Origin of the sequence: Vibrio sp. A2-1 (assembly GCF_021728355.1) — a bacterium.
Taxonomy (GTDB): Bacteria; Pseudomonadota; Gammaproteobacteria; order Enterobacterales; family Vibrionaceae; genus Vibrio; species Vibrio splendidus_K.
Genome location: NZ_JAKKCO010000011.1, coordinates 76,218 through 92,174 on the forward strand (window position 1 = coordinate 76,218; position 15,957 = coordinate 92,174).

General features: G+C 44.2%; 10 protein-coding genes. All 10 read right to left on the reverse strand.

What is annotated here, in order from left to right:
- Window positions 1-378 precede the first annotated feature (378 nt).
- The 10 genes from L3V33_RS21450 to L3V33_RS21495 all read right to left on the reverse strand — a co-directional run bounded on the left by L3V33_RS21450 (window position 379) and on the right by L3V33_RS21495 (window position 15,447).
- Window positions 379-2,262 (reverse strand): diguanylate cyclase, encoded by a 1,884-nt coding sequence (locus tag L3V33_RS21450; protein ID WP_237291163.1) that lies wholly within the window; start codon window positions 2,260-2,262, stop codon window positions 379-381.
- 111 nt (window positions 2,263-2,373) lie between these two features.
- Window positions 2,374-2,868 carry an acetolactate synthase small subunit gene (gene ilvN / locus L3V33_RS21455; RefSeq protein ID WP_004735875.1) on the reverse strand — a complete coding sequence of 165 codons (495 nt, stop codon included), beginning with the start codon at window positions 2,866-2,868 and terminating at the stop codon, window positions 2,374-2,376.
- A 1-nt stretch (window position 2,869) separates the two neighbouring features.
- A complete protein-coding gene (locus L3V33_RS21460; protein ID WP_054541385.1) occupies window positions 2,870-4,627 on the reverse strand; it encodes an acetolactate synthase 3 large subunit in 1,758 nt (585 codons plus the stop codon).
- A gap of 460 nt (window positions 4,628-5,087) precedes the next feature.
- Window positions 5,088-6,896, reverse strand: a complete 1,809-nt coding sequence (locus tag L3V33_RS21465) for a long-chain fatty acid--CoA ligase (RefSeq protein ID WP_237291164.1) — start codon at window positions 6,894-6,896, stop codon at window positions 5,088-5,090.
- A gap of 201 nt (window positions 6,897-7,097) precedes the next feature.
- Window positions 7,098-8,057, reverse strand: a complete 960-nt coding sequence (gene leuO / locus L3V33_RS21470; RefSeq protein ID WP_060983006.1) for a transcriptional regulator LeuO — start codon at window positions 8,055-8,057, stop codon at window positions 7,098-7,100.
- 346 nt (window positions 8,058-8,403) lie between these two features.
- Window positions 8,404-9,459, reverse strand: a complete 1,056-nt coding sequence (locus L3V33_RS21475; protein WP_237291165.1) for an MJ1255/VC2487 family glycosyltransferase — start codon at window positions 9,457-9,459, stop codon at window positions 8,404-8,406.
- 56 nt (window positions 9,460-9,515) lie between these two features.
- Window positions 9,516-10,040, reverse strand: coding sequence for a phosphatase PAP2 family protein (locus L3V33_RS21480; RefSeq protein ID WP_237291166.1), 525 nt, complete (start codon window positions 10,038-10,040; stop codon window positions 9,516-9,518).
- Window positions 10,041-10,346: 306 nt separating this feature from the next.
- Window positions 10,347-13,454: an efflux RND transporter permease subunit gene (locus L3V33_RS21485; protein ID WP_237291167.1), complete on the reverse strand. Its 3,108-nt coding sequence runs from the start codon at window positions 13,452-13,454 to the stop codon at window positions 10,347-10,349.
- On the reverse strand, window positions 13,451-14,788 hold the full coding sequence (locus L3V33_RS21490) for an HlyD family secretion protein (RefSeq protein WP_237291168.1): 1,338 nt from the start codon (window positions 14,786-14,788) through the stop codon (window positions 13,451-13,453). The genes L3V33_RS21485 and L3V33_RS21490 overlap by 4 nt, the downstream gene beginning before the upstream one ends.
- Window positions 14,788-15,447 (reverse strand): TetR/AcrR family transcriptional regulator, encoded by a 660-nt coding sequence (locus L3V33_RS21495; protein WP_065207192.1) that lies wholly within the window; start codon window positions 15,445-15,447, stop codon window positions 14,788-14,790. The genes L3V33_RS21490 and L3V33_RS21495 overlap by 1 nt, the downstream gene beginning before the upstream one ends.
- Between the last annotated feature and the right edge of the window lie 510 nt (window positions 15,448-15,957).

A 15,957-nucleotide genomic window follows, 5' to 3' on the forward strand; every position in this document is an offset into this window, starting at 1 on the left:
ATTGATAAGGCGAGCTAACCAGCTGAATTAAGTTAACGGTGTCATCCCTTTTATATCGGGTAAACACTCTGTTTATTGGTTCGCTTAACACGACGCAACCTGAAGCAAGGTAGTTTACTTATTGTTTATTTTAGCTCAAATTTTCATCAGCATTAGACTTTAGTCTAACTACATAAGACTTGTGACATAGGTCGCCTCAAAAGTGAGATTCCTATTATAGATGTTGAAAGGAACTGCTGAAGGCTAGCTTTAAAAGATACGAAGCGAGAAAGATGGCTTGATAGGAAAGTGGTTAGTCACTTAAAACGTAAATCTTTTTAAGGGCTAAGTCTGTTGAAAGCCAAGTGAAATATTAAAAACTAATCGAGTAATGAAAGATTAAGCGACATCAGCATGACTAGGGCACATAGAGACGGTATTGCGCCCAGACGATTTAGATTCGTAGAGCCCAACATCGGCACATTTGTATGAGCGAGTGCTGTTGCTTGTCAAATCAGTGAAACCGACACTCACCGTCACTTTAGTCCCTGAGGATAGCTCTATTTCTATTCGTAATCGATCCAACACACGTTTCGCTTCCGGCAGTGAGGTGTGTGGCATCAGTAATGCAAACTCCTCCCCCCCAACGCGAGCAACAAAATCAGTACTGCGTAGACTGTCTTGTAGAAGCCTTGCAACACTTGCAATCACTCGGTCGCCTTCATCGTGGCCAAGTTCGTCATTGATTCGTTTAAAGTTATCAATATCGACTAAAGCTAAGCAAGTGGTCGCTTCATTAGGGTAACGCTCGACCAAGCGAGAATAATACGCGAGCTGCTCTTCGAACTTGCGGCGGTTCCAAAGGTTACTCAAAGAATCTCGTTCACTTAAGATCCTCAAACGCACCTCAAGCTCCTTCCTAACAGAAATATCGACTAAGGAAGTAATATAATAGCTGACCTTTCCAGAGTTATTTTTAACCGCCTGGACTCTCATGATCGCGGTGAAAGGAATACGCAGTTTGTTCTTACACTCTACTTCACCTTCCCAGACTTCTTCTTGCTCTAAATGACTCCAGATATCAGAACTTGAGAGCTCTTGGTCGGTATTCTCAAGCAATAGCTGCAATGCGTTCTTTCCGATAACTTGAGTTTTGCTGTACCCCGTCATGTTCTCAAACTCGTTGTTGATCATCATAGTACGATGCTGCTTATCAGAGATCATCACGGCAGACATACCACTCAATGCGGCGCGCGCCAACTTACTTTCTAAGCTCCGACGTCGATAATGGGTCACTAAATATGCAAACGGAAACGCAAAAACAAGTACCGTCAGTAATACAAAAACTTCTTCTTGAGAGAGATCATTTAGACTCTGTTCAGCCCTATCCATCAACTGCTTCTGATTGAGTTGAATCAGCAAGTGAGCTTTTTGATTATTCGCGAGCATAACGGTGTTAAACGCAAACAAGTTACCATCTTCAAAAACGTGTCCAACCTGATCGTTGTTAATCGCTTCCCACGTTTGTGGTGCGATGTGTTTCAGGTTATACCCTTTTCTTTCAGGGATAGAATCACCAAACAGCTTACTGCTGTTATTACTCGCAATGTAATAACCGGATTCATTAATGATTTCCGCTCTTAGGTCATTATCAGGTGAAAAGCTAAGACGTGACGATAAGCCCCATACATCCAAATTGATAACAAGGTAACCAACGCGTTTTTCTGGTGTTTCAACAGGAGTAAATACACGGATTACAGGTACATAAGGGAAGGTTAGCTCACCATGCTCCGTTTCAAGTTCAATCCCCCAGCCACCAATTTGCTCGGCTTCAAGATTTTGTGCATGTTGAAAATAGCTAGAATCAGACTTGTCTTGTAGCTCTTGAGGGACCGCCACACTCCCGGTATCAGCCGAGTAATTAACGCGCACCAGCTCTTTGCCCGTAATGTCCAACAGATGAATCTTCGTGTACCACTTCTGGTTCACTAAGACAGACTGCCAAACTTCTTCGAGTAGATCTTTGGTTTGTTCCGACGGAGATTCAGCAAAATTGACAAGACTTTGACTGTGACTGAGCAACCCCATCACCGAGGCTAATTGAGTCTTAAGAAGATCATAGTCTCGCTTGGCGTACACCAATTGATGGACGGCTTGCTTGGCCGAGTAGTCAAAACTCTGCTGCTTCACTTCTTTATATCGCTGCAAGTAATATAAAGCGACAGCTGAACAGAGTGTGATTGAGATGATTAGTAATGTAATTATTGATTTTTTATTTCGCATTACTAGCTCAGGAAGAAAAAGAGAGCGCAATATTATAGCACTCTAGGAAATTAACAAAATAAAAGCCGCTTAAAAAAGCGGCTTTAAAACTATTTTTTAAATACTTCTTGTTTAGGCTTTCAACGCTCGTTCACCACGTGCGATGCCAACAACCCCACTTCGAGCCACTTCAAGTACTTCCGTTACTTCAGACAATGCCTGAATGAAAGCATCCAGCTTCTCGCTAGTGCCAGCCATTTGAACCGTATATTGCGAAGCCGTCACATCAACGATTTGGCCACGAAAGATATCCGCTGTGCGTTTCACTTCAGCACGAGCAAAGCCGCTAGCGCGTACTTTTACCATCAAAAGTTCACGCTCGATATGCTCAAGCTCAGACACTTCTTGTACCTTAAGTACGTCGATTAACTTGTGTAGCTGTTTTTGGATCTGCTCAAGCTGCATTTCGCTCGAGTTAGTGGTGACGTTCAGACGAGAAAGCGTTGGATCATCCGTAGGAGATACATTCAAAGACTCGATGTTGTAGCCACGCTGAGAAAACAAGCCAACCACTCGAGAAAGTGCACCTGGTTGGTTTTCCATTAATAGTGAAAGGATGTGTCTCATATTATGTTCTCTCCGTTTTGCTTAGCCACATGTTATCCATACCCTCGCCTTTGATCTGCATTGGGTATACGTGCTCGGTGTCATCCACACTGATATCGACAAATACCAAACGGTCTTTCATCGCCAGTGCTTTTTCCAAACCTGATTCCAGTTCATCCGGAGATGAAATACGCATGCCAACGTGGCCATAAGCCTCGGCAATCGCAGCAAAATCAGGAACAGAGTCCATATATGAATTAGAGTAACGACCTTGATAAACAATGTCTTGCCACTGTTTTACCATGCCTAAGAAACGGTTGTTAAGGTTAATAATCTTAACGGGAATATTGTATTGCAGCGCAGTCGACAGCTCTTGGATATTCATTTGAATACTGCCGTCACCAGTAACAATCACAACTTCTTCATCAGGTTTCGCAAACTTAACGCCCATACCAGCAGGTAGGCCAAAGCCCATCGTGCCTAGACCACCAGAGTTAATCCAACGGCGTGGCTTGTCAAACGGGTAGTACAAAGCAGCAAACATTTGGTGTTGACCTACATCAGAAGCAACATAGGCATCGCCATTGGTTACTTTATGAAGTGTTTCAATAACTTGTTGCGGTTTAATACGACCAGACGTTTTGTCATACGCTAAGCAGTCACGCTCTTGCCACTGTTTAATTTCACTCCACCAGCTTTCCATCGCTTCTGCATCGTTAGTTCCACCTTGCTCAATAAGCAGGTTAACCATGCTCTCTAGTACTTTTTCCGCGGAACCTACAATCGGTAGATCCACTTTAACGTTCTTAGAGATAGAAGATGGATCGATATCAATGTGCATGATCTTCGCATCAGGGCAGTACTTATCTAGGTTATTGGTGGTTCGATCATCGAAACGTACGCCAATACCAAAGATCAAGTCCGCATTGTGCATCGCCATATTGGCTTCATACAAACCATGCATGCCCAACATACCCAAAGAGTTTTTATGGGTACCAGGGAAAGCGCCAAGCCCCATTAGGGTGCTTACCACGGGTAAATTCAGTGCCTCTGCTAATTTTAACAGCGGCTTATCTGCCTCAGAAATAACCGCACCACCACCGACATAAAGTACCGGCTTCTTCGCTTCAAGAAGGGCTTTTAGCGCCTTTTTGATCTGACCTTTATGACCCGTAACCGTTGGGTTATATGAACGCATTTTGATCGTTTCTGGGTATTCATAAGGAAGCTTGATTTGTGGGTTTAAGATGTCTTTTGGCAGATCAATAACCACAGGACCAGGACGTCCTGTCGTTGAAATATAGAATGCTTTTTTAACGACTTCAGGGATATCTTCCGCTTTCTTAACGAGGAAGCTGTGTTTAACGATCGGACGGGATACACCCACGATGTCACACTCTTGGAAGGCGTCATTACCAATTAAGCTATTTGGTACGTTACCAGAAATAACTATCATTGGAATTGAGTCCATGTAGGCTGTGGCAATACCAGTAACGGTATTGGTCGCACCTGGACCAGAACACACAAGTACCACGCCCGGCTTACCGGTAGAACGAGTATAGCCATCTGCCATATGGGTAGCGGCTTGTTCGTGTCGTACTAATACGTGTTTAATTTCAGCAGTTTTAGCATGCAGCGCATCATAGATATCAAGTACAGAACCACCTGGGTAACCAAAGATTTGTTCTACACCCTCTTCAATTAGAGACTGCACCACCATCTCAGCGCCGGATAACATTTCAGCGCCGGATGACATGGCTGTTTCAGGTTTTGTTGTCATATTGCTCTCCTCACCAGTTTCCAACCATATTTGGTGAACATGTTGGGCTGGTTTTTCATAGTCTAGGGCTTATTCGTAGCCTAATTCGAAATACTTCCACTTTTTCGGCTATGGCTGTCTGTCGTGATAACAACAAACAGTAATACGAAACAACTTTAACGCTTTATTATCATCTGGTCTAACACCTGTTATCCGATAATTACGTCAAAAAACCAACTATTAGCTGAAAGCATTAAATAAAACCCAAACCAAACCCAATAGTTAGATTTAAAAACCAATTAACACCTAAAAAAAAGAGCTTAATATTCAAATGAATCACGGTTTATCGATTAATTACGCCCTTATTGGTGTGCGCTTTCGCACATTGTGCTGTGTCAGCAGGCATAAAAAATCCCCCTAAAAATGCAATCACATTCGTAGGGGGATTTTTAAACAACTGAAAATTTATCTAAGCAGAAAACTACTTATCTTTAGGCTTTTCATTGTACATTTCTTCGATTTCGTCTTGATACTTATCGTTGATAACTTTACGACGCAATTTTTGAGTAGGTGTCAGTTCGCCATCATCCATAGAAAATGCTTTTGGCAGCAACTTGAATTTCTTCACTTGCTCAAACTTAGCCAACTCTTTCTGTAAGTCATTCACGCGCTTCTCTAGCATCTCGACAATCTGGTGATGTTTAACAAGCTCAACACGGTCGTGATACTTGATATTCAGCTCTTTGGCATACTCTTCTAGCGAGTCATAACAAGGAACGATCAACGCAGAAACGAATTTGCGCGTATCAGCGATAACGGCAATCTGTTCGATAAAGTGATCTTTACCAATCGCGCCTTCAATCACTTGCGGTGCAATATACTTACCGCCAGAGGTCTTCATCAATTCTTTAATACGATCAGTAATGAACAGGTTACCATTTTCATCAAAATGTCCCGCATCACCAGTCTTTAGGAAACCGTGCTCGTCAAATGTCTTAGCGGTCTCTTCGGGCATCTTGTAGTAGCCACGCATCACCATTGGACCACGAACAAGAATCTCGTCCTTCGCACCAATTTTGACTTCAGCACCCGGCATCGACATACCAATCGAATCAGGGTTAAAACAGCGGTCATCCCAGCACGATACTGTTGCCGTGGTTTCTGTCATGCCGTAGCCAAGTTTTACGTTGATACCAATCGCGTGGAAGAAGCGACCAATGGTTTCATCAAGCTTCGCACCACCACATGGCATAAAGTTAATGTTTCCGCCTAACAGAGCTCGCAGTTTAGATAACACAAGCTTATCGGCAAGCGCATGGCTCTTCTTCAGCATGAATGATGGAGTACGACCTTCTTGGTGACAAACAGAAAGCTTCGCTCCCATATTGACCGCCCAAGTAAACAGCACTTTACGGATAAACGGTGCTTTAGATACCTTCTCGTGAATCGCTGAGAAAATCTTCTCGTAGAAACGGGGAACTGCACACATTACTGTCGGTTTTACATCACTTAGAGCATCGCGTACTTGCATCGTGTCTTGCAGGTAACAGTTGGTTGCACCTTTATAAAGGGCATAGAAAGTCCAAGCGCGCTCAAATACGTGTGACAAAGGTAAGAAACACAGTGATACGTCATCTTTAGTTAAGCTAAGACGTTCATCGTGACCTTTCAATTGATAGCCAATATTAGTGTAATCAAGCATCACACCTTTTGGTTGGCCTGTCGTGCCAGAGGTATAGATAAGGGTCAGTAAGTCATCCATGTTTGCATCAGCTAAGCGAACGTCAAGTTCCGCTTGTTGAGCTTCAACACCACGAGCCATGAAGTCCTGCCATGAAACAGCAAAACTATGTTCTTGAGTGTCGATATCAGCAGACATCGCCACAACAACTTCTAGCTGTTCACACTCTTCAAAAAGGCTAACCGCCGCATCAAATTGAGCTTGCTCGCCAACGAATAAGATCTTCACATCTGCATCTTGGATAATGTAAGAAGACTGCGCCGCTGTGTTGGTTGGGTAGATTGGTACCGTTACAAGACGCGCTTGTAAAGATGCAAAATCTGCCACAGTCCACTGAGGCATATTGTTCGAAAAGATGCCTATCTTATCCTGAACTCTCAGTCCGTGAGCCAACAGTGCTAACGAAAGCGTATCGATCTGTTGTCCAAACTGTTCCCAGCTAATACCTTGCCATACATTGTCGACTTTATGCTTCAAAGCTGTACGGTTGCCACCTTGGGCAATTTGGTCACGAAGTCTTTTTACGATATGAAAATCTAAATTGGCCATCTCTTTACCTTTGGCTTACACCTGTAAGCTTTTTTGAGCGCACAAGTGTACCTCTGATCATGGAAAAGGCAACTGATGAAGCTCAAAGTTATAAGTAATAGTACGTCTCACGCTAAGTTTTCTATCAACAAAAATAGCAGGTACAAAAAAGCCCTAAGCCAGACTCCCAGCTTAGGGCTTATAAATCATAGGGATTAGTGCTTAGTTAAGCGCCACTACTTCGCCACAGATCATCATTAACTGATCTCGTAACCAAATGTGTCCTTTATCCTTTTCACTTGATTCGTGCCAGCTTAGGAAGCCTGAAATTGCCGCATTATCGAATGGGAAATCTAGAATCTGAAGCTGCTCTTTATTTGCTGCATGTTCTACCATCCAACGAGGTGCAATCGTCACTAATTCAGATTGACCAACAACGTAAAGAACGTTACTCAAGCTCGTACCTTCGTAGAAAGGCGTGCAATCTAGGTCACGGTAAGCTTGCTCAGAGAAGCTACGTTGACCGTGAATGCGAGACAATTTTGCGTGCTTTTCGTTAAGCAGCTCTGCCGCTGAAACTTCACCGTTGATACGTGGGTGAGAAGCAGAAGCAACAACAACTAATTCGTCTTGGAAGATCTCAGTGCTTGAAAAGCCCTGCTCATCAAAACGAGCGTAATCAATAACGAAGTCGATTTCTTGGTAGCGCATACGCTCAGAAAGTTGACGATCGAATTCTGCATCCATGTGCAGTTTAACGCTAGGTGCTTGGTCGTTGATTGTCGACATAATCTTAGGTGCAAAACGCATGTCACAAGGGCTACAAATCGCAAGTTTGAACAGACGAGAAGACGACTCTGGAGAGAACACAGAACTTGGCAGTTCATTGCGTACTAGCTGTAGTGCTTGGCGGATTGGACCAAACAACTGACGAGCACGTTGAGTCGGCTGAATACCACGACCTTGACGCATGAATAGTTCGTCGTTAAACATCACTTTTAGACGAGCAACAGCGTTACTTACAGCAGGCTGAGACATACCCAGATTATGAGCTGCACGTGTAATGTTTTGCTCTTGCATAACTGCATCAAATACAGTCAAAAGATTTAAGTCGACTCCACGAAGTGTGCTTTCCATTCTGTAGCTTGCAATAGCACTCATTGCGTCTTTTTTCTCTAACATTCAAGTTGCCTCTTGTCGGTTCGACAGCGTTAAATTGGTAATGGTATAGGAATAGATAACCACTAATTCTTATATTTATCAGACCGATGTTTTTCGGATTACCATTACTATTAACCAATAAATCTCGAGCTACCAACAAGATTGATAAAGAATAATTTTATTTTACCTTAATGATTAAATAACATCTAAAAATCAATTATTTATAGAGTTATAAAAAAACATAAAATGCATCACTTATGAGTTTCATTTCGACTTATTTAGCTGTTCTATCGTTTGGTTACATTTGTTACAATTTATTGAACTCATGAATTGTTTGGCTAGTTGATTCAGAAATAACACTTATGAGTTAAGTGAGCGATGCATAACTAGGAAAATCTACCTTGTCCCAAAGTTGCTTTCTTAAGTCATCTTGGTTGGACCAATTGCCCGCTAACACCCACTCAACAAGTGCACTTGCCACGTCGGGATAAGTAACCACTTCGGCCTGCTTTTCACCGAGCCAACCACGCAAGGTAGCCGCATCTAAAAAGCTCATGGTTTGAGCCAACCCGAGCGCTTCAAGCGTCGCAACATTACTCTGTTGTTCGAACTGCCCCTCAAGTGGTTTGAGAAGCAATTTCTTGCCCAAGGTTAGGGCTTCCGATGGCAATTCAAAACCGCCATTAGCCACTACACCAGAGCATTGATTGAGGTCGAATTGGAAGCTGGTATGACTCAGTGGTTTGAACTCAATATTTTCGACTCGACCGTGCTCAATGACATTCGGGTGATAACAGACAAAGTTGTGCGAAATAAACTTCATCAACAGATCCGAGATCGACTCAAGATCCTCAAACGGCAAATAGATCAACGTAAAGTCTTGTGCTGTTTTGGTTTGTTGATCACCAGCCAGCGTGTGAACGATAGGCGGCAGTATTGGTTGTTCAAAGTGATACCAATGCAAACCAATCGAATGCTCAGTTGGGGCGAAATGTTGAATCACCGAATGTTCAATCCAGTTGCCCCCTTCTTTGGGTACATCGTAGCGGAACGCATTCTGGTGGCTTATGCCAATGCATGGCACACCTTGCCTCTTAGCTGCCCATGCAGTCACAGGTTCAAAGTCATTCAACACTAAGTCATAAGGCGTCAAATCGATCTGATTAATCTCACTGAGAAATCGCCAGATGTTGTTCTTGATGAATGTCTTGCCGTATTTAACCTGCCCCTGCTCACTGTAAAAGGTTAAGCCGCTGCGGGTCTGATAATTACCAAATGCTTCCATCGAGAAGTACTTGCTCTCGTCTCGCCCAGAGAACAGAAAGTCGACATCGATATTTTGCTGACGAAAAGCCACAGCCATTGCTCTCGCTCGAGCGATGTGCCCATTCCCTGTGCCTTGTACGCCATATAAAATTTTCATGCATGTTCCTTTATGTTTGCCACTTAAGCTCGGCAGTGGTTGTTGCCAAAAAATGATTACAGGATGAAACTGATAGCAAGGCTAGTACAAGCGATGCCCAAGGCTGCGCCAATCAGTACGTCCGTTAAAAAGTGCACACCAAGTAGGATTCGAGAGCCAGCAATCACTGCCGCCCAAATCAGGCTAAAGAGATATAAGCTCGGATAGAAATGTCCGATTAGAGTCGCCATAACAAAAGCCGCAGCGGAATGCCCAGAAGGGAGGCTGTATTTATCAGATGGCACAATATGGGAATAAAGCAATGAAGAGAATTCGGCGGGTCTACGGCGCTTAAGGGTGTTCTTGGCTAACCAATAAATCGGTAGCTCTATCGCAAAAGCGGCTAGACCAACCATTAAAAATTCACGACCTGTATAGCCATCAACTAACAGCGCAATCAAAGCAATCAACACGTATAGATGACCATCCCCGGTATGAGACACCGCCTTACTGAGTGTCGCCTGTTGTCCGCTATAACGGTTCTTTAAACAAAAAACAGAAAATGCCACATCCCAGCGGACAATAGGTTCGATAGTACGCATACAACCTCCTTAACAATCCTTATTCAGTTAAGGCTCAAGTTATGCCCCTGAAATGACAGTTAAGTGACGTTTTGAATGAACTAAAATGAATTTTGAGGCGAATTGACCGCTTTCGCTAAGCAAGCTGATAGGGCCTAGAAACTGCCGATAAAAATAAAGCGACCCAAGGCCGCTTTATTCTTCTATGTTTTTACTTCTGTATATAAGCAAGCAAACGCTACTTCTATCGTGTTAATGGTTATAGCGTTCGCTAATGATAATAGTGCTCGCTAATGATAATAGCGCTAAAGGTTATAGCGCTAAAGGTTATAGCGCTAATGGCTCATGCTTTTTCACTAAACCAAAGTCCGCCAGTATCGCGTAGGCCGCAGGGATCATAAACAACACCAGTAAGGTCGAGGCAAATATGCCAAACACAATCGAAATGACCAATGGCTGGATAACCTGAGCCTGCAAGCTGGTTTCCGTCAACAGCGGGAGCAAACCAGCTGCGGTCGTCATTGAGGTCAAAAATACCGCTCGGAAACGCTCGCGACTGGCTTTCACCACCGAGTCATGCACGCTATCTCCCTCATCGACATGGTGACGAATGTACTGGACTAACAAGATGGAATCATTAACCACAATCCCGGCAAGCGACACAAAGCCCATCATGCTTGGCATACTCAAAGAGTGCCCAAGTATCCAGTGCCCAACGACCACCCCAATAAAGGCGAGTGGAATGGCTAACATCACGACCACAGGCTCTAAGTAGCTTCGGAACTGATAGCTAAGAATCGCAAACACGCCGAATAAGCCGAGCAAGAAGCCTTTGCCCATCGAGGCTCCAGTCTTAGCCGCATCTTTAGCTTCCCCTTCGAAATCAAAGCGCAAGCCTGGGTACTTCTGAATAAGCTTGGCTGCTTCATCTTTTTGGAACTGAGCCAAAATCGCCGACGAGCTCGCCTTCTTATTATCAATATCACCAAAGATGCTGATGGTTCTCAGCCCATCAATACGCTGAATTCGCACGTAGTTACGTTGGAAATCTAATGTCGCCAACGTTGCTAACGGGATCTGACTGCCGTCGGCGGTAATGATCGGGAAGTTAGCCAGCTGCTGTATGTCGCCCGCTTGTTCCTTATCAAGACGCACCTCAATCGAGATGTTCTCAACACCGATTTGAATCTCATCCGCCGTTTGCCCGAAGAATGCAGCACGCAACTGAGAAGCAATCATCTGCCCATTCACATTGTAGGTTTCGGCTCCAGGGCGCAGCTTGACTAAGATCTCTTCTTTACCCATGCGCATGTCATCAAGCACACCATGCACCCCGTCAAACTGATTGAGGTATTCCTGAATCTCCAGAGAAGCAGACTTCAATTCAGCCAGATCATCATGTTTGGCACGGATCTCGATAGCACGACCACCCGGCCCCATGGTTGGCTGCTTGAACACTAATGAAATAGGATCCGCCAGCTCACCGATATCTTCGCGCCATGCATTGATGAAATCATCGATAACCGTGTTACGGCTCTCTGCACCGCGTAAGTCTAAACGCACAGTGGCTAAATGTGGGCCTGACTCACTGGCATCAGCATTAGCATTGAATTGGCTCGTGATGTGTTCCACCAACTCATTGCCCTCTTCGACCTCTTCACTCCACTGCACGTTCAAACGTTCAGCAGACGCGACTATTTTATCGACGACTCTCTCGGTTTGAGACAATGACGCACCCGGCGGAAGAATGATACGCGCTTCAGCGATGTCTCCATCCAATTCGGGGAAGGGTTGGAACTTAACAGCACCACCCGCAATCAAGGCAATAGAAAGTAACAACAGTGTCAGCACTCCGCCCATAAAGGCATAGCGAAACGTCACGACCTTCTCGACCATGTTCATCAAAGTTGTATTGCGGAAGTTCTCAAATTTTTCAAGCAACACCACTTTGAAGCGCAGCGCTGGCTTGTCATTCTTTTCTTTGTGTAACGAATGAGACAAGTGATTAGGTAGAATCAGGAAGGCTTCAATCAAGCTCAACGAGAGCACTAATATCAATACTTGAGGAACAGCCTTAAGTACCGCGCCCATCTCTCCATCGAGGAACAACAAGCTACCGAAAATACACACCGTAGTTAAGAAAGAAGATAAGACTCCGGGAAGCACTTTCTTAACGCCGTTGTACACCGCATCATCAACGTTTTGCCCCCGATCTAAATGGGACGCTATCGATTCGGCAATCACGATGGCGTCATCCATCATGATACCAATCGCCATCAACAGTCCGACCAGCGACATAATGTTAATCGACAAACCTAAGTTCGCCATTAAGAACAAGCCTCCAAGAAAGGCAACAGGCAAACCAGCCGCAACCCAGAATGAATAGCGTAAGCTGAAGAACAGCCACATGGTGGCAAATACCAGCACAATACCTTGCCAGCCGTTACGTACCATCATGGTGAGGCGATCCCACAGCACAGAAGAGAGATCGTTGGTCATTTGTAGCGTCACACCATCAGGGGCAATCGCGCTTTGATCTTCAACGAATCGTGTTACATTCTCTTTGATTCGTAGCGCATCATCTTCTTTGTTTTTACTGATTTTCAACAGAGCCGATGGCTTGCCATCAAACAAAACCTTCTGTTCATCCAGTTCAAAGCGATCGGTGATCTTCGCGATATCCCTCAAACGGATCACTGAACCATTCGGCGCAGATCCAACGACGATACTTTCTAATTCAACAGGTGTGATACGTCTTTCATCAAAACGAATCAGGAAGTTTTTATCTGGTGTTTCAACGTTACCACTCGGCAGCTTTACATTCTGACGACCAATTTGGTCTGCGATATCGCCGACGCTCAAACCTAACTGGCGAATGGCTTGGGTATCCAGTTCCACACGGTATTGATGATCAGAGAAGCCGCTAACATCGACCAGTGAAACATCATAATCAAGCTTCATGATACGTTTGAGGTCTTCAGCGTAGGCCTTAAGCTCTGGCCATGAGGTTTCGGCTGTAATCGCGATATCAACAACCGGTTCATTCCAATCCAGCTCTTGAACAACCGGAGATTCAATCTCGCTTGGAAAGTCATTGATCGAATTGATTTGAGTTTGTACGTCCACCAGCATTCGGCCAATATCCGCTTTCTCATTCAACTTCAGGATTAGACGTGCGCTACCTTCGATAGCTTCACACTGAGTTTCTTCAATGTTGGCTAAACCATCTATCGCATCTTCCATTCGTACACACAAGCTTTCTTCCACTTCTTGTGGTGATGCACCGGGATAAACGATGGCAGCCATAATATAAGGCGGCTCATAAGCGGGGAAGGTTTCACGCTTGATGGTTGATAATGAGCTGATACCCATGATCAATAACCCAAGCATCAACAAGTTTGCCGCTGTTGGGTGCCTAGAAAAGAACTTGATCATGACGCACTCTCCTGAGTATCAGATTCAAGCTTAACCTCTTCAGAGTTCGATTCTTTCAGTAACATGCCTTCGATAGCTGGCAGGATGTCATTAAGAACCAATTTATCTCCAGTTTGTAGCTCGCCACTCACAACCACTTGGTTATCTCTGCGATAAAGCACTTCAACATTCACCACTTGCAAGCGCTGATTGTCATCCATCAGGTAAACCTTGTCACCGTGCAATGCTCGCTCTGGAACCACCCAACTTAGATTCGCAACACCTTCAATCTCAGCTTTTACAAACATGCCGTTGACCAACGGGGTCGCATTGCTTGGCTGCAGTTGTGAATAGTCTTGAGCGATCTCGAGAATAATCCCTGCTGTCGCTTGGTTTTCATCAACCGTCTCACTGATTCTTGCCACCTTCGCAGGCCAACTCAGGTTCAGGTTGCCGCTGTTAAGTTGAATCGTCGCTTTGATTGGCGCTTCATAAGGATTAGGGATCCCTGCAGCATCGCGAGGGAACTGATTAAAGCTCGAGGCTAAAGTTTGCATATCGTGAATAGAAAGTTGCGCCTCCACTTCCATGACATTAATCCCGTGAGCAACAAACATCTCTTGCTGAAGGTTAACCACTTGATTTTGTTCGATATCAACCTGAGCAATTCGCATCGCTCTTGGCAAAATGATGGTGGTCTTATCGAGAGATCGCTGCGCCTCTTTCACTTTAGACACATTGACCTTTATCACCGCTTCCGCAACTCGTTTTTCATCAGGCATTAAAGCGATTTGGTTCGCGATATCCAACACTAGCTTCTGTTGAGACAGTGCACTTTGCTGTTGCAGGTCGACATCCGATTGAGAAGTCAGCCCTTTCTTACGCAGATCTTGTTTACGTTGTAGCTCTTTGTTGCTGATCACTAAGCGATTCTTTTCGATCTTAAGAGTCTGATTCAGGTTGTCTTCTTCTTGATTTAATTTCGCTAATGAGGTTTGACTTGATTTAAGATCGGCCTCTGCTTGTATCAGCTTCAATTCGTAATCCAGTGGATCAACCTTGAGCACGACCGTTCCCGCAGGGATCACCTGACCTTTCTCAAGATCCGGATGACGATAAACGATCTGTCCTGTCACCTCGGCAATCGCTTTCCATTCGACTTTCGGCACCACTTTGCCAAAACCAACCGCTAACGGTGCTATCAGTTGTTGCTCTAGGCTTACTGTGTCAACTAAACGAGCTCTATCACCCGCAGGCTTGGTTGGAAGATCCGGCTTCAAGTTAATCGCAACCACAAGGCCAATGACACCAACCGCAAGTGCCGGAAAGAAGAGTAGTTTTTTATTTATTTTCATTATCTTTGGTCCTGCACGGAAGAAGGGCTAGGCGTGTTTATAAAGCCTTCTGTCATCAATTGAATGTTGTGTTCGATTAAACGGTTAAGAAATTCTTCATTAATCTCAATACCATGGATTGCTAATAAAGGGGGCGGCGCAATGAATGGAAATACCATCAAGCTTATATACGACACGCGACAGAGCTTGGGATCCATCTCTTTTCTCAAGACACCTTGTGCCACCAACTTTTCAAAAATGACATCTTGGGCTGGCTTCGCCACATCGAGGAAAACCTTTTCGAGCAACTCTCTTTGCACTTCCGAGGGAGGCATATTCATCACTTGGGCAATCAAGCGAGGAAACTTGGGCACCTTGACCATCTCTTTGTAGTAAGTCCGCATTAAATCGAGAAAGTTTTCATGACTGCTCTCTTCAACTAACTTCTGCATTTGTAGCTGCATCGGTCGTAGGGTTTCACGTAGCATCGCCTCAAATAACCCAGCCTTACTGCCAAAGTAATAACGGATCATCGCAATGTTCACACCCGCACGCTCAGCGATCAGGCGTGTCGAGACCTTGTCGTATGGCTGAACAACAAACAGATCGCGAGCATGCTCAATCAATAACTGTCGAACATCTAAGTTCTGCTGAGGCCGCCCCGCTTTTCGTGCCGTCATGGCAAAAATCCATCTCTATAATTAATCATCCGATTAATTATAGAGATAAACAGACGTAACAGTAGAAGATTAATTACTCACTATTTAATCAAGTGATTAATTAATTGGGTCACACTTATAATTTTTTTGGTGAATCGTTCCATCAAAAAGATTTACTACAAAGTTTTAACCTACACATCAGCCAAACGATAAACTAACCCGCCAATACAAAACCACCAATCAGTCGATTTAGCCAACGAGGAGATGAAAAACAGCACAAACCAAACCAAAACACTGCCAATGTACGCTGATATTGGATTTTCTTGTTTGACGCTCAGAATAAATTACGGTAAATATGGTGTTAACAGTTTATTTACGGATATTTGTGTAATGATTTTTTCTTCTTCTCTACTGCTGAAACTTCTCCTTATCGTGAACCAATCGCGCGGGTAAGTTGTGGGTCAAGAACTACACAAATATTAAAACCCGCACTGAGCGGGTTTTTTTGTAACTGGCACTTTTAAAAGAACA